This window comes from Streptomyces sp. NPDC018045 (assembly GCF_044327445.1).
GTDB lineage: Bacteria > Actinomycetota > Actinomycetes > Streptomycetales > Streptomycetaceae > Streptomyces.
In genome coordinates this window covers 167259-181285 of sequence record NZ_JBIRFL010000012.1, presented here as the reverse complement: position 1 = coordinate 181285, position 14027 = coordinate 167259, and the positions used below count along the sequence as shown (strand labels likewise).

The window sequence follows — 14027 nt, the reverse complement described above, 5'->3', positions numbered from 1 at the left end:
CGATGAGCCCAGCATTCGCATACGCACCGGCGCCCGAGTCGCGCGCCGTCGTCGACATCGCACCGTCCTACGGGCTGTTCATCGACGGCGAGTTCGCCGACGCGGCCGGCGGCAAGGTCTTCAAGACCGTCTCGCCCGCGAACGAGGAGGTCCTCTCCGAGGTCGCGCAGGCCGGCCCCGAGGACGTGGACCGCGCCGTCAGGGCCGCCCGCAAGGCGTTCGAGAAGTGGTCGGCGCTGCCCGGCGCCGAGCGCGCCAAGTACCTCTTCCGCATCGCCCGGATCATCCAGGAGCGCTCCCGCGAGCTGGCCGTCCTGGAGACGCTGGACAACGGCAAGCCGATCCGCGAGTCCCGCGACTCGGACCTGCCGCTGGTCGCCGCGCACTTCTTCTACTACGCGGGCTGGGCCGACAAGCTGGGCCACGCGGGCCACGGCGCGGACCCCCGCCCGCTGGGCGTGGCCGGCCAGGTCATTCCGTGGAACTTCCCGCTGCTGATGCTGGCGTGGAAGATCGCCCCGGCGCTGGCCTGCGGCAACACCGTCGTCCTCAAGCCCGCCGAGACCACGCCGCTGTCCGCGCTGTTCTTCGCCGACATCTGCCGCCAGGCGGGGCTGCCCAAGGGCGTCGTCAACATCCTGACCGGTGACGGCTCGACCGGCGCCGAGCTGGTCGCGCACCCGGACGTGAACAAGGTGGCGTTCACCGGCTCCACCGAGGTCGGCAAGGCCATCGCCCGTACCGTCGCCGGTACGGACAAGAAGCTCACCCTGGAGCTGGGCGGCAAGGCCGCGAACATCGTCTTCGACGACGCGCCCATCGACCAGGCCGTCGAGGGCATCGTCAACGGCATCTTCTTCAACCAGGGCCACGTGTGCTGCGCGGGCTCGCGGCTGCTGGTGCAGGAGTCCGTGCAGGACGAGCTGCTGGCCGCGCTCAAGCGGCGGATGAGCACCCTGCGCGTCGGCGACCCGCTGGACAAGAACACCGACATCGGCGCCATCAACTCCGCCGAGCAGCTCGCCCGCATCACGGCGCTGGCCGACGCGGGCGAGTCCGAGGGTGCCGAGCGCTGGGCCCCGGCCTGCGAACTGCCCGACGCGGGCTACTGGTTCGCGCCGACGCTGTTCACCGGCGTCACCCAGGCCCACCGCATCGCCCAGGAGGAGATCTTCGGGCCGGTGCTGTCGGTGCTCACCTTCCGTACGCCGGAAGAGGCCGTCGCCAAGGCCAACAACACCCCGTACGGGCTGTCGGCGGGCGTCTGGACGGAGAAGGGCTCGCGCATCCTGTGGATGGCGAACAAGCTCCGGGCGGGCATCGTCTGGTCCAACACGTTCAACAAGTTCGACCCGGCCTCGCCGTTCGGCGGCTACAAGGAGTCGGGCTTCGGCCGCGAGGGCGGCCGGCACGGTCTGGAGGCGTACCTCGATGTCTGATCGCTTGAGCGTGCTCAAGACCTACAAGCTGTACGTCGGGGGCAAGTTCCCCCGGTCCGAGAGCGGGCGGGTGTACGAGGTGACCGACTCGAAGGACAACTGGCTCGCCAACGCACCCCTGTCGTCCCGTAAGGACGCCCGGGACGCGGTCGTAGCGGCCCGCAAGGCGTTCGGCGGCTGGTCCGGCGCCACGGCGTACAACCGCGGCCAGATCCTCTACCGCGTCGCGGAGATGCTGGAGGGCCGCCGCGAGCAGTTCGCCGCGGAGGTCGCCGACGCCGAGGGTCTGTCGAAGGCCAAGGCCGCGGCGCAGGTGGACGCGGCAATCGACCGCTGGGTCTGGTACGCGGGCTGGTCCGACAAGGTCGCCCAGATCGCCGGTTCGGCGAACCCGGTGGCCGGGCCGTACTTCAACCTGTCCTCCCCCGAGCCGACCGGAGTGGTCGCCGTACTGGCGCCGCAGGAGTCGTCGTTCCTCGGCCTGGTGTCGGTGATCGCCCCGGCGATCGTCACGGGCAACACGGCCGTGGTCGTCACGAGCGAGAAGGCGCCGCTGCCCGCGCTGTCGCTCGGCGAGGTGCTGGCCACCTCCGACCTGCCGGGCGGTGTGGTCAACATCCTGTCGGGCCGGGTCAACGAGCTGGGCGGGCCGCTGGCCGCGCACCAGGACGTCAACGCGATCGACCTGGCGGGCGCCGCGGCCGACGCGGAGCTGGTCAAGGCGCTGGAGACGGCCGCGGCCGACAACCTCAAGCGCGTCCTGCGTCCACAGGCTGTGGGCGGCGCCGTCGACTGGACCGCCGACCCCGGTACGGAACGGATGCTGGCCTTCCTGGAGACGAAGACCGTCTGGCACCCGATGGGGGTCTGAACCCCGGGTCCGCGAGCGTCCGCGCCCGCGGGAACCGCGCCGCCCGCCCTCATCCGTCCATGAGGGCGGGCGGCTCGCGTTCCCGCCCGCGCCCGCTCTCAGCCGGGCAGCAGGTCCACGGCCTTGCCCGCCAGCGGCAGGTCCTCCAGCGCTCCGCCGCTCGCGATCGGGTCCGTCACGATGCCCGTGGTCAGCGGCTTGAAGTCGGCGACCTGGGTGCCGATCTTGTTGGTCAGCGGGTCGGCCGTGGTGCCGGCCAGCGGGTCCAGCTTGAGGCTCTTGACCGGTCCGATGCCGCCCGCCAAGGAGTGCGACAGCGCGCCCGTCAGCGCCCGGCCGGTCTTCTTGGCGTCGCTGTCGTGGCCGGGCGCCGCGCCCGCCGGTGCCGCGCCCGCCGCCGCGAACGCCGCGCCGGCCACGGAGAGCGCCAGCCCGACGCGCACCACCGGACGCGGTACACGGCGCCGCCGCCGGTGCCGGGGACGTGCGTGTGAGGCCATGTGCCACCTGCCTGTACTTCGTGACGTGAGCTGACATCGGGTGCGTAATCGAACGATCGCTTAGCGTAGTTGAGGGGCGATGGGGCATCCAGCGCGGGCGCGCCGGGTAACCCGGCCGGCCCAATGCGCGACAATGACTGCCCGTGAGCTCCCACACCGCCGCCCGGCCGCCCGCCGCCCGGGTCGTCCTGCTGACCGGCCCCTCCGGCTCCGGCAAGTCGTCCCTCGCCGCCCGCAGTGGCCTGCCCGTGCTCAACCTCGACGACTTCTACAAGGAGGGCACGGATCCGACCCTGCCCGCACTGGCCGACGGCGGCGGCCCCGACTGGGACTCGCCCCTGTCGTGGGACGCCGACGCCGCCGTGGCCGCGATCGGGGAACTGTGCCGTACGGGGCGTACGGCCGTACCGGTGTACGACATCGCCGCCAGCGCGCGGGTCGGTGAAACGATTCTGGAACGGGGCGGGTCACCCCTGTTCGTCGCGGAGGGCATCTTCGCCGCGGACCTCGTCGAGCCGTGCCGTACGGCGGGCCTGCTGGCCGACGCGCTGTGCCTGCGCGGCCGCCCCACCACGACCTTCCGGCGGCGGCTGGCCCGCGACCTGCGCGAGGCCCGCAAGCCGGTCGGGTACCTGCTGCGGCGCGGGCTGCGCCTGCTGCGCGCCGAACGGGCGATCGTCGCCCGGCACGCCGCGCTGGGCGCCCACCCGTGCGCGAAGCCGGAGGCGCTGGCGCGGATAGCGGCGGCGCGGGACGCGGGCGCGGAGGCCGGCCGGGCCGCGTCGCCCGCCGCGGCGCCCCGGGAAGTCTGCGCCTGAAACGCCCGCGGGCCCGCACCGGGCGGGCCCCAACGGCGAAGGAGCGGATTCGCGCCGTACCCCCCCGGCCGGCCGAACCCGCTCCCCATCCCCCCGTATCCCCCGTGCTCCCCCTCGGTTCCCCCGTTTTCCCCGCCCCTCAGGCCACCAGCTCGCCGAAGGACTCCTGCTCGTCACGGCCGAAGCTCAGGACCTCGTCCTCGCGCAGCCGGCGCAGGGAGCGCCAGATGCTGGACTTCACCGTGCCGACACTGATGTCGAGAATGTCCGCGATCTCCGGGTCCGTACGGCCCTCGTAGTAGCGCAGCACCAGCATCGTGCGCTGCGTCTCGGGCAGCCGGGCCAGCGCCTGCCACAGCACCGCGCGCAGCTCCGTGCCGCGCATCGCGTCCGCGTCGCCGACCGTCTCCGGCAGCTCCTCGGTCGGGTACTCGTTCAGCTTGCGGCGGCGCCACGCGCTGATGTGCAGGTTGGTCATCGTGCGGCGCAGGTAGCCCCCCAACGCCGCCTTGTCACTGATCCGGTCCCACGCCCGGTACGTCGAGAACAGCGCGCTCTGCAGCAGGTCCTCGGCCTCGAAGCGGTCACCGGTCAGGTGGTAGGCGGTGGCGTACAGGGAAGCACGGCGCTCCTGGACGTAGGCGGTGAACGCCGCGGCGGCGTCCCCCGTCTCCTCCGCCTGCGACGCGGCGCGCCGGTCCCCCGTACCTTCCCCGTACGCCGCCGCCCCGGCGGAACCACCGTCGCCCCCCTCGGCTCCCCCGTCGCGCTGCGTCATCGCGTCGATCGCGATCATGTACGGAATGCGATGACGTCCGGTGCCGCGAGCGCACCCCCGCCCGCCCACGGCACCGGACTTCTCGGTGGCCCGGCCGACATCGTGCAGACGCGTGATGACTGCGCTGGTCGTGGTGCTGTGCAGTGTGTTCATCGCGCGCCCCCCGTCGGTAGACCCTGCTTGCTTCGGTTCGTGATGGGAAAAACTCTGCCGGAGCAGTTTCATGACGCTGTCTGCCGTCTGTCACAGCCCTGTCACAGCGGGAGGGTCGGGGCGGGGACACCGCGCGGGCACCGTGCCGGTCGAAGTCGTGGTCCCCCATGGGCCAGAATGGCCGGTGTGCCTTTCCTGTTGCTGATCGAGGACGACGACGCCATCCGCACGGCCCTCGAACTCTCCCTGTCGCGCCAGGGTCACCGTGTGGTGACCGCGGCGACGGGCGAGGACGGCCTGAAGCTGCTGCGCGAGCAGCGCCCGGACCTGATCGTGCTGGACGTGATGCTGCCGGGCATCGACGGTTTCGAGGTGTGCCGGCGGATCAGGCGTACGGACCAACTGCCCATCATCCTGCTGACCGCGCGCAACGACGACATCGACGTGGTGGTCGGGCTGGAGTCCGGCGCGGACGACTACGTGGTCAAGCCGGTGCAGGGCCGGGTGCTGGACGCCCGGATCCGGGCCGTGCTGCGGCGCGGGGAGCGCGAGTCCAACGACGCGGCGACGTTCGGTTCCCTGGTCATCGACCGCTCGGCCATGACGGTCACCAAGAACGGCGAGGACCTGCAACTGACCCCCACCGAGCTGCGCCTGCTGCTGGAGCTGAGCCGCCGCCCCGGGCAGGCGCTGTCCCGCCAGCAGCTCCTGCGGCTGGTGTGGGAGCACGACTACCTCGGTGACTCGCGGCTGGTGGACGCGTGCGTGCAGCGGCTGCGGGCGAAGGTGGAGGACGTACCGTCCTCGCCGACCCTGATCCGTACGGTCCGCGGTGTCGGCTACCGGCTGGACACCCCGCAGTGACGGAGCGCTCGTCCGGTCCGGACAGGGGCCGTGGGAACGGCCCGCTGGAGGCCCGGCAGGGCGGGGACGGGAAGGACGAGGACGTGGCGGCCCGTACGGACGGGGAAGGCCGTACACACGCCGGGAGCCGCACGGGCGCCGCGGCGGCCGGTGACGGCGGGGGCGCGCCGCGGCGGCCCTCCTTCGCCCGGCGGTGCGTACGGGCGCTGGGCCTGCTGCGCTGGACCAGCCTGCGGCTGCGGCTGGTCTTCGTCTTCGCGCTGGTCGCGCTGACCGCGGCGGTCTCCGCCTCCGGCATCGCGTACTGGCTCAACCGCAACACCGTGCTGGACCGCACCCAGAACTCCGCGCTCAACGACTTCCGCAAGTCGCTGGAGGACAGCACCCGTTCGCTGCCGCCGCGCCCGCGGTGCGCGGAGCTGGACGACGCGGCACGCCAGATGGCGGGCGGGCCGCAGAACTACGCCGTCCTGCTGGTCACGCAGGGCAGCGACGGCAAGCAGTGCGTCGCGTCCACCGACAAGGACCTGCTCACGCTCACGACGGTGCCCAAGTCGCTGCGGACGGCGGTCAACGAGAAGCGCGCGCTGGTCGACGGCAACCGCGTCCCGTACCACATGTACTGGCAGCGCAAGGAGCTGCGCGACACGCCGTACCTCGTCGCCGGCGCCCGGATGAACGGCGGCGGGCCGACCGGCTACATGCTCAAGTCGCTGGCCACCGAGCGGCAGGACCTCAACTCGCTGGCCTGGTCGCTGGGGATCGCCACCGCGCTGGCCCTGGTCGGCTCGGCGCTGCTGGCCCAGGCCGCCGCGACCACCGTGCTGCGGCCGGTGCAGCGCTTGGGCCACGCGGCCCGGCAGTTGGGCGAGGGGCGGCTGGACACCCGGCTGCGGGTGACCGGCACCGACGAACTCGCCGACCTCTCCCGCACCTTCAACCGCACCGCCGAACGGCTGGAGCAGCGGGTGGCGGAGCTGAGCAGCCGGGAGGCGTCCTCCCGCCGCTTCGTCGCCGACATGTCGCACGAGCTGCGCACCCCGCTGACGGCGATCACGGCGGTCACCGAGGTGCTGGAGGAAGAGGAGGACGCCCTCGACCCGATGATCGCGCCCGCGGTGAAGCTGGTGGTCAGCGAGACCCGGCGGCTGAACGACCTGGTGGAGAACCTGATGGAGGTCACCCGCTTCGACGCGGGGACGGCGCGCCTGGTGCAGGACGACGTGGACGTCGCGGACCAGGTGACCGCGTGCATCGACGCGCGGGCCTGGCTGGACGCGGTCGAGCTGGACGCCGAGCGCGGCATCGTGGCCCGCCTGGACCCGCGCCGCCTCGACGTCATCCTCGCCAACCTCATCGGCAACGCGCTCAAGCACGGCGGCTCGCCGGTCCGGGTGTCGGTCCGCACCGAGACCACGCCGGACGGCGAGGACCTGCTGATCCGGGTACGGGACCACGGGCCCGGCATCCCGCAGGAGGTCCTGCCGCACGTCTTCGACCGCTTCTACAAGGCGAGCGCGTCCCGGCCGCGGTCGGAGGGCAGCGGCCTGGGCCTGTCGATCGCCCTGGAGAACGCCCACATCCACGGCGGTGAGATCACGGCCGCCAACTCGCCGGAAGGCGGCGCGGTCTTCACCCTGCGGCTGCCGGTGGGCACGTCGGGGCCGGCGGAGGACGGGCCGGACGGGCAGCCCGGCGAGGACCGGGGCGGCAAGCGCGACGAGGCCCGTGCGGAGTCCCGCGGCGGCGGGCCCGGCAGCGCTGCGGGCGCCGCACCGGCCCGTGCCGAGGACGCGGCTACGTCCGCCGACGCGGACTTGGACGTGGGCTCGGACGCGGGCTCGGCCACCGGTACGGCCGCGGGCTCCGGCCCGGGGACGAACGCCCGGCCGGACGCGGGCACCGGCCCGGACGCCGGTCCCGGAGGCACGGAGCGCCGCGGCACCGGGACCGGCGGCGCGGAAGGCGGTGACGGCCGATGACCTGGCGCACCTCGCCGATGACCTGGCGCATCCGTACCCCGTGGGCCGGGGCCCGCCCCCGTACGCGGGTCACGCCCCGGCGCCGGGCCACCGCGCTGGCGGCCGTGGCCCTGGGCGCCTTGGTACCGGCCCTCGCGAGCTGCGGTATCCGCGGCACGTCCGTGCCCGTCGACGCCGGCGGCGCGCCCTCCCGGGTGAGCTGCGAGGTTCCCGCGGGGTCGGTGCCCCCGGTACCGCCCGACGGCTCGCGGGTCACCGTCTACCTGGAGTGCGGCTCGGCGCTGGCACCGGTGGAGCGGACCGTGACCCGTCCCGAGCAGCAGGTCGGCGACCGTCTCCGGGCGGCCCGCGCGCTGCTGGACGAGCTCCAGGAGCAGCCGGGGCCCGTCGAGGAGGAGGCCGGGTTCAGTACGGCGGTGCCGGAGGGCCTGGAGGTGTCCGGCCCGCGCGCGGGCGACCCCCGGGGGACGCTGCGGCTGAGTGCGCGGCCGGAGGACCTGCCGTCCTTCGCGCTCGCCCAGATCGTGTGCACGTTCGGCGAGAGCGCGGCGCTGGACCGTACGCACGCCGCGGTGCTGGGCGGTCCCGGTGACGGCCACCCACAGCGTTACCCCTGCTCGGCCGAGGTGCGCGCCCATCCGGACAGCGTGCTGGGCGGCGGCTCGGACGCCCCCGCGACCTCGGGCTGACGTCCCGCGGGGGCGGTGCCGGGCCGGCGGTACGGGCCGCGCGGCCGGGCCACGAGCTGTTTACGGAACCACGGCCGCCGGTAGCGGCGTCCTGGCCTGTGTGCAGGGTCATGGCCGCGGCGGTACCGCCGCCCTCCGTATGCGCGCCGCGGGAGCCGTCCTCCTCGTGGCGCATCTGCTGATCGTCGGCTGGCTGACGCTGCGCCCCCGTACGGTCCCCTGGGTGCCCGCCGCGAACTTCCGGCCGCTGGCGACGATCCGCGCGGAGCTGGCGCACGGCCCGTGGGAGGCCGTGCAGAGCCTCGGGGGCGCATTGCTGCTCCTGGCGCCGCTGGGCATTCTGCTGCCGATGGCGGCAGGGCGCCTTAACGTTTCTCCACTGGGTTCCCTGACCCGTACCGTCTTCACCGGCGCGATGGCCTCGCTGGCGATCGAACTGCTCCAGGCCGGGGTGCCCGGCCGGGTGCCCGACGTGGACATGGTGCTGCTCAACACCGCCGGGGTGATACTCGCGCACCTGCTGGTCGTACCAGGGGTCCGGTGCCGGCTCCGCCGCAAGGAGGACGTCCCCGCACGGCCGACCCCCAGGCGGACCAGGGTTCACATCGCACCGCAGGCCGACGCCCTGTCGGGTTCCCGGACCTACCTTTGAGACATCGGGGCAGTCAGCTCCGTACCCGGTCGAGAAGGAGTCGAGAGCCATGGCCGCCGCACTGGTCCGCCCCCGCAACAACAGGATGATCGCCGGAGTGTGCGCGGGTCTGGCGCGGCGCTTCGGCACGACGCCCGGCACGATGCGTGTGATCTTCCTGCTCTCGTGTCTGCTGCCCGGCCCGCAGTTCCTGCTCTACCTGGGCCTGTGGCTGTTCATCCCCACCGAGGGCAAGACCCACAGCACCGCCTGGTAGCGGCAGCACCCGGCAGAGGGCACCGTGCCCGGCCACCCGCGCCCGGCCACCGCACCGACATGGCCGTGCCCCGGTCCGTACGCGCAGTACGGGCCGGGGCACGGCCGTGTCCGCTCCGGAACGGGGCGCGGAGCCGGTGTCTCAGCCGAGGGGCAAGGCCTTGGTGATGCCGCCGGCGGGCAGGCCGCCGAGCAGGTTGCCCTTGTTGTTGGTCTTCAGGGCGTGCTCGGGGCCGTGGTCGCCGGTGCCGCCCTTGGCGGTCTCCGCGCCGGGCAGGCTGCTCTGCAGCGCCTCCGCGACGTCACCCGGTACGTTGCTGCCGGACACCTCGGCGGCGGAGGCGGTACCGGCCGCCGTGGCGGCGAAGGCGACGCCGAGCGCGGCGGCACCGAGAGTCCTGATGGTTCCCTGCTTCATGGAAATACATCCTTGTGATGGGAGTTCGACCGGACCGGAATCTAGTGACGCCACCGACACGCCGCAAACACCACCCGGAAAGAGAAAACGGCCGGCGCTTGACACGCCGGCCGTCTCCTTTTCCCGTATCCGTTACGGTTACTCGGAGCGATACTCGCTGATCACCGCAGGCTCGGCGTCCACCTGCCGGAACAGCCATTCGGACCGCAGTTGGGCGTATCCGGGCTTGATGACATCGTTGATCATCGCCAGGCGTTCATCGAAAGGAATGAACGCGCTCTTCATCGCATTGACGGTGAACCACTGCATGTCGTCGAGCGTGTATCGAAATGTCGTGACCAGGTGCTCGAATTCCCGGGACATGCTCGTACCACTCATCAACCGGTTGTCGGTGTTGACCGTCAGCCGGAACTGCAGGCGGCGCAGCAGGCCGATCGGGTGCTCCGCGTACGAGGTGGCGGCGCCGGTCTGGAGGTTGGAGGTGGGGCACATCTCCAGCGGGATGCGCTTGTCCCGTACGTAGGAGGCGAGCCGGCCCAGCTTCACCGAGCCGTCGTCGGCGACCTCCATGTCGTCGGTGATGCGGACGCCGTGGCCGAGCCGGTCCGCGCCGCACCACTGGAGCGCCTGCCAGATCGACGGCAGGCCGAACGCCTCGCCCGCGTGGATCGTGAAGTGGTTGTTCTCCCGCTTGAGGTACTCGAACGCGTCGAGGTGGCGGGTGGGCGGGAAGCCGGCCTCGGCGCCCGCGATGTCGAAGCCGACGACGCCCAGGTCGCGGTAACGGTTGGCCAGTTCGGCGATCTCCAGCGCACGGGCCGCGTGCCGCATGGCGGTCAGCAGGGCACCGACGCGGATGCGGTGGCCGGCCGCGCGGGCGCGCCGTTCGCCCTCGCGGAAGCCCTCGTTGACCGCCTCGACGACCTCTTCGAGGCTCAGGCCCTTCTCCAGGTGCTGCTCGGGCGCGTACCGGATCTCGGCGTAGACGACGCCGTCGGCGGCCAGGTCCTCGGCACACTCGGCCGCCACCCGCCACAGGGCGTCGCGCGTCTGCATGACGGCACAGGTGTGCGCGAAGGTCTCCAGATAGCGTTCCAGCGAACCGGAGTCGGCGGCCTCGCGGAACCAGACGCCGAGCTTTTCCGGGTCGGTCTCGGGGAGCCCGTCGTACCCGTTCTCGCGGGCCAGCTCGACGATGGTGGCGGGGCGCAGGCCACCGTCGAGGTGGTCGTGCAGCAGCACCTTGGGCGCGCGGCGGATCTGGTCGCCGGTCGGAAGAGTGGTGGTCTCGCTCGTCATCTCGGCACTGTAGCCCCTACGCGCGTAGAACCACACGAACGATACCCAACGGTGACCCGTACACGGGGTGGCCCCCGGCCCGCCTTCTGCCATCGTTTCGGTCATGGCTCAGCAAGCGTTGCCGGCGCGCGGTGCCCGGCTGGGGAAACCGCGGGGAGCGACCGCGGCGGGACAGGCGGTGTGCGGCGTCGCGCTGTTACTGCCGGAGGGCGGCCCTTCGGGCACCCGGCGGCCCTCCCCCCTGTCCACCCTGGCGACCCGCCCGCTGGCCGCCCGGCTGGCGCGCGCGGGACGGCCCGAGGGGCTGGTGGCCCATGTCGTGCACTACCGCTGCCGCGGCTGGAACGGCGCGGCGGCCCACCCGGCGGCGGACGCCGCCTGGGCACTGGAGGAGGTGGTGCGGCGGTACGGGGACGTGCCGGTCTGCCTGGTCGGTACGGGCATGGGCGCGCGCGCCGCACTGCACGCCGCGGGCCACCCGGCGGTCAACTCCGTGCTGGCGCTGGCCCCGTGGATACCCGGCCCGGTCCCGGAGGGCACCGACCGCGTTCCGGTGAAACAGCTCGCCGGCCGGCAGGTGCTGCTCGTACACGGCACGAACGACGAGCGGACCGACCCGGATCTCTCCTACCGCTACGCCGAGCGCGCCAAGAAGATCAACCGTGATGTCTGCCGCTTCGAGGTCCACTCGGACGGCCACTCCCTGCACCAGCACCGCTCCGAAGTCCTGGCGCTGGCCGCCGACTTCATGCTGGGCTCACTCTTCGCCCACGGCTACGCCCGGCCGGTGGCGGACGCGCTGGCGGCACCGCCACCGCTGGGCCTGCGGATGCCGCTGGCATCGGGCTTCGGGGAGTCGCTGAGGCACTAGGCCCTGTCACCGGGGAATCAGCTTCCCCCTCCGCCCCAGCAGGAACTTCTTGAACGCCGCCACCGGAGGCGTGTCGGGGTGGCCGTCCATCCAGGCCAGACCGATCTCGCGGACCGCGCGCGGGGCCGTGACCGTCAGCTCGGCGACGCCCGGACGCGGCACGGCCGGCGGCGGCAGCAGCGCCACCCCGAGACCGGCGGCGACCAGGCCGCGCAGCGTCTCGGCCTCCTCCCCCTCGAACGCGACCTTCGGCGTGAACCCGGCCTCGGCACACAGCGCGTCGGTGATGCGGCGCAGCCCGTACCCCGGCTCCAGGGTGACGAACAGCTCCCCCGCGGCCTCGGCCAGCCGGATCCGCCTGCGGGCCGCCAGCGGGTGGTCGTCCGGCACCACCAGCCGCAGCTTCTGCTCGTCCAGGCGGCGCGCGACCAGGTCCGGGTAGTCCGGGACGGGCGAGGTCAGGCAGAGGTCCAGGTCGCCGGCGCGCAGCCGCTCGATCATCGCCTCGCCGTAGTTCTGGACGAGCTGGAAGCGCACCCGCGGGTGGTCGGCGCGGAAGGTGCGGATCAGGCCCGGTACGGTCTCCGAGCCCATGGTGTGCAGGAAGCCGAAGGCGACCTTGCCCGCGGTGGGGTCGGTGTCGGCCCGTACGGATTCGGTGGCGCGCTCGACGTCCAGCAGCGCGCGCTCGGTGGAGGCGAGGAAGGCGCGGCCCGCCGGGGTGAGGGAGAGCGTCCGGCCGTGCCGGGCGAAGAGCGCCACGCCGAGGTCGTCCTCCAGGCGGACGATGGCGCGGCTGAGGGTGGACTGCGGCATGCCCAGCTCCTGCGCGGCGCGCGTGACGTGCTCGTGGCGGGCGACCGCGGCGAACTGCGCGAGCCGGGGCGTCAGGGCCAGCGCCCACGAGTCCGCCCCGAGGTCCGCGGTCTCCGCCGGTTCACCCGACCGCGTCCGGATGTCTTTTCTGTTTCCGGTGTGCGACAGAGGCCGCTGTGAGCTGCTGTTATGTGCCACAGCATGGATTATGGCGTTTCTATGCATTGGACGCATGAAACCGGCGGGCATACGTTCGGATCATGCCTCCCGCTGATACCGGGGCGTCGGTCGCCGCGCGCGCCGGCGCCTCCGCGCAGTCGTCCCCCGTCGCCTCCGCCACGCCCGCCGCCGACGCGTACCCGGCGCCCGCCCCCGAGGCCGCCAAGCTGCACCCGGGCGGCCCCGGCTACCGCCGGATGAGCTTCGCCCTCTTCGCCGCGGGCGTCGCCACCTTCGCGCTCCTGTACTCCACACAGGCGCTGCTCCCCGCGATCTCCGCCGACCTCGCCGTCTCGCCCGACCAGGCCAGTTGGACCGTGTCGGCCGCGACCTTCGGCCTGGCCCTGGCCGTCGTCCCGCTGAGCGCGCTGTCCGAACGCTTCGGCCGCCGCACGATGATGACCGCCTCCCTGTCGGTGGCCGCGCTGATCGCGTTGCTGGTGCCGTTCGCCCCCGGCCTGGGCTGGCTGATCGCGCTGCGCGCCGTGCAGGGCGTGGCGCTGGCCGGGCTGCCGGCCTCCGCGATGGCGTTCCTCGCCGAGGAGGTACGGACCAAGGCGCTGGTCGCCGCGATCGGCCTGTTCGTGGCGGGCAACAGCATCGGCGGCATGTCGGGCCGGATCGTCACCGGGTGGGTGGCCCAGGCGTGGGGCTGGCGCGCCGCACTCGGCGCGGTCGGACTGATGGCCGTGGTGTGCGCGGTGGTCTTCCGGCTGCTGGTCCCCGCGGCCCGGCACTTCTCGCCCCGCGCGGTCGGGCCGCGCGCGCTGGCCCGCACCCTCGGCGGCCACCTGTCCGACCCGCTGCTGCGCCGCCTGTACGGCATCGGCGCGCTCTTCATGATGGTCTTCGGCGCGGTCTACACGGTCATCGGCTACCGCCTCGTCGACGAGCCCTTCAGCCTCCCCCAGGGCATCGTCGGCTCGATCTTCCTGGTCTACCTCGTCGGTACGGTCTCCTCCGCCGCGGCGGGCCGCCTGGTCGGCCGCGTCGGCCGGCGCGGAGCGCTGTATCTCGCGGTCGGCACCACGGCGGCGGGCCTGCTGCTCACCCTCACCGCGTCGCTCGCCGCGGTCCTGCTGGGCCTGGTCCTGATCACCGCGGGCTTCTTCGCGGGCCACGCGGTGGCGTCGTCCTCCGTCAGCCGCGCCGCCAAGACCGCCCGCGCGCAGGCGTCCGCGCTGTACCAGTGCGCGTACTACATCGGCAGCAGCATCGGCGGCGCGCTCGGCGCGGCGGCGTTCCACGCGGGCGGCTGGGAGGCCACCGTCGTGCTGGGGCTGGCCGCGATGGCCGGCGCGGCGTCGATCACGCTGTACGCCACGCGGAAGGCGATGGCGGAACGGCGCGTCCTGCACGTACGGCAGACCGCGTAGGCGGCTCCGCCGCCCGGAACCCGGAAG

Annotated in this window: 15 protein-coding genes; 10 read left to right on the top strand and 5 right to left on the bottom strand. The window is 73.1% G+C overall.

The annotated features are described in order from the left end of the window. Window positions 1-2: 2 nt before the first annotated feature. Together ACH4EB_RS25250 and ACH4EB_RS25245 are read left to right on the top strand one after the other, a co-directional pair. Window positions 3-1439 carry an aldehyde dehydrogenase family protein gene (locus tag ACH4EB_RS25250; protein WP_398349921.1) on the top strand — a complete coding sequence of 479 codons (1437 nt, stop codon included), beginning with the start codon at window positions 3-5 and terminating at the stop codon, window positions 1437-1439. Next, the gene (locus ACH4EB_RS25245; RefSeq protein ID WP_398349920.1) at window positions 1432-2310 is read left to right on the top strand and encodes an aldehyde dehydrogenase family protein; all 879 of its coding nucleotides are present in this window, start codon (window positions 1432-1434) and stop codon (window positions 2308-2310) included. Before ACH4EB_RS25250 ends, ACH4EB_RS25245 begins: the two co-directional genes overlap by 8 nt. A 98-nt stretch (window positions 2311-2408) precedes the next feature. Here the strand turns inward: ACH4EB_RS25245 and ACH4EB_RS25240 are convergent, their stop codons facing one another. Beyond that, window positions 2409-2810, bottom strand: a complete 402-nt coding sequence (locus ACH4EB_RS25240; protein ID WP_398349919.1) for a hypothetical protein — start codon at window positions 2808-2810, stop codon at window positions 2409-2411. A gap of 143 nt (window positions 2811-2953) precedes the next feature. Here ACH4EB_RS25240 and ACH4EB_RS25235 point away from each other — a divergent pair, with 143 nt between their 5' ends. Then, entirely contained in the window at window positions 2954-3628 is a 675-nt protein-coding gene (locus ACH4EB_RS25235; RefSeq protein ID WP_398349917.1) for a uridine kinase, read from the top strand. A gap of 139 nt (window positions 3629-3767) precedes the next feature. Here ACH4EB_RS25235 and ACH4EB_RS25230 read toward each other — a convergent pair whose 3' ends face one another. Further along, window positions 3768-4559, bottom strand: a complete 792-nt coding sequence (locus ACH4EB_RS25230) for a SigE family RNA polymerase sigma factor (RefSeq protein WP_398349915.1) — start codon at window positions 4557-4559, stop codon at window positions 3768-3770. 186 nt (window positions 4560-4745) lie between these two features. Between ACH4EB_RS25230 and afsQ1 the strand changes: the two genes are divergently transcribed. From afsQ1 to ACH4EB_RS25205, 5 genes are all read left to right on the top strand, one after another. Continuing rightward, window positions 4746-5423 carry a two-component system response regulator AfsQ1 gene (gene afsQ1 / locus ACH4EB_RS25225; protein WP_004571966.1) on the top strand — a complete coding sequence of 226 codons (678 nt, stop codon included), beginning with the start codon at window positions 4746-4748 and terminating at the stop codon, window positions 5421-5423. A gap of 44 nt (window positions 5424-5467) precedes the next feature. After that, window positions 5468-7405 (top strand): ATP-binding protein, encoded by a 1938-nt coding sequence (locus tag ACH4EB_RS25220; RefSeq protein ID WP_398349950.1) that lies wholly within the window; start codon window positions 5468-5470, stop codon window positions 7403-7405. Then, a complete protein-coding gene (locus ACH4EB_RS25215; protein WP_398349914.1) occupies window positions 7402-8094 on the top strand; it encodes a hypothetical protein in 693 nt (230 codons plus the stop codon). Before ACH4EB_RS25220 ends, ACH4EB_RS25215 begins: the two co-directional genes overlap by 4 nt. A gap of 139 nt (window positions 8095-8233) precedes the next feature. Then, a complete protein-coding gene (locus ACH4EB_RS25210; RefSeq protein WP_398349913.1) occupies window positions 8234-8746 on the top strand; it encodes a VanZ family protein in 513 nt (170 codons plus the stop codon). 49 nt (window positions 8747-8795) lie between these two features. Further along, window positions 8796-9002: a PspC domain-containing protein gene (locus ACH4EB_RS25205; protein ID WP_398349912.1), complete on the top strand. Its 207-nt coding sequence runs from the start codon at window positions 8796-8798 to the stop codon at window positions 9000-9002. Window positions 9003-9143: 141 nt separating this feature from the next. Here ACH4EB_RS25205 and ACH4EB_RS25200 read toward each other — a convergent pair whose 3' ends face one another. Continuing rightward, window positions 9144-9419 (bottom strand): hypothetical protein, encoded by a 276-nt coding sequence (locus tag ACH4EB_RS25200; protein ID WP_398349911.1) that lies wholly within the window; start codon window positions 9417-9419, stop codon window positions 9144-9146. A gap of 138 nt (window positions 9420-9557) precedes the next feature. After that, window positions 9558-10718 carry an adenosine deaminase gene (locus ACH4EB_RS25195; protein ID WP_398349909.1) on the bottom strand — a complete coding sequence of 387 codons (1161 nt, stop codon included), beginning with the start codon at window positions 10716-10718 and terminating at the stop codon, window positions 9558-9560. 103 nt (window positions 10719-10821) lie between these two features. Here ACH4EB_RS25195 and ACH4EB_RS25190 point away from each other — a divergent pair, with 103 nt between their 5' ends. Continuing rightward, a complete protein-coding gene (locus ACH4EB_RS25190; RefSeq protein WP_398349908.1) occupies window positions 10822-11589 on the top strand; it encodes an alpha/beta hydrolase in 768 nt (255 codons plus the stop codon). Window positions 11590-11595: 6 nt separating this feature from the next. Here ACH4EB_RS25190 and ACH4EB_RS25185 read toward each other — a convergent pair whose 3' ends face one another. Further along, the gene (locus tag ACH4EB_RS25185) at window positions 11596-12603 is read right to left on the bottom strand and encodes a LysR family transcriptional regulator (protein WP_398349907.1); all 1008 of its coding nucleotides are present in this window, start codon (window positions 12601-12603) and stop codon (window positions 11596-11598) included. Between the two features lie 62 nt (window positions 12604-12665). Between ACH4EB_RS25185 and ACH4EB_RS25180 the strand changes: the two genes are divergently transcribed. Continuing rightward, window positions 12666-14000, top strand: a complete 1335-nt coding sequence (locus ACH4EB_RS25180) for an MFS transporter (RefSeq protein WP_398349906.1) — start codon at window positions 12666-12668, stop codon at window positions 13998-14000. Window positions 14001-14027: the final 27 nt, after the last annotated feature.

Excerpts from the sequence above, each read along its gene's own strand:
- ACH4EB_RS25210 (WP_398349913.1), top strand. The coding sequence starts at position 8,234 with ATGCGCGCCGCGGGAGCCGTCCTCCTCGTGGCGCATCTGCTGATCGTC.
- ACH4EB_RS25215 (WP_398349914.1), top strand. The coding sequence starts at position 7,402 with ATGACCTGGCGCACCTCGCCGATGACCTGGCGCATCCGTACCCCGTGG.
- ACH4EB_RS25245 (WP_398349920.1), top strand. The coding sequence starts at position 1,432 with ATGTCTGATCGCTTGAGCGTGCTCAAGACCTACAAGCTGTACGTCGGG.
- ACH4EB_RS25250 (WP_398349921.1), top strand. The coding sequence starts at position 3 with ATGAGCCCAGCATTCGCATACGCACCGGCGCCCGAGTCGCGCGCCGTC.
- ACH4EB_RS25205 (WP_398349912.1), top strand. The coding sequence starts at position 8,796 with ATGGCCGCCGCACTGGTCCGCCCCCGCAACAACAGGATGATCGCCGGA.
- ACH4EB_RS25180 (WP_398349906.1), top strand. The coding sequence starts at position 12,666 with ATGCCTCCCGCTGATACCGGGGCGTCGGTCGCCGCGCGCGCCGGCGCC.
- ACH4EB_RS25200 (WP_398349911.1), bottom strand. The coding sequence starts at position 9,419 with ATGAAGCAGGGAACCATCAGGACTCTCGGTGCCGCCGCGCTCGGCGTC.
- ACH4EB_RS25230 (WP_398349915.1), bottom strand. The coding sequence starts at position 4,559 with ATGAACACACTGCACAGCACCACGACCAGCGCAGTCATCACGCGTCTG.
- ACH4EB_RS25190 (WP_398349908.1), top strand. The coding sequence starts at position 10,822 with ATGGCTCAGCAAGCGTTGCCGGCGCGCGGTGCCCGGCTGGGGAAACCG.
- ACH4EB_RS25195 (WP_398349909.1), bottom strand. The coding sequence starts at position 10,718 with ATGACGAGCGAGACCACCACTCTTCCGACCGGCGACCAGATCCGCCGC.
- ACH4EB_RS25240 (WP_398349919.1), bottom strand. The coding sequence starts at position 2,810 with ATGGCCTCACACGCACGTCCCCGGCACCGGCGGCGGCGCCGTGTACCG.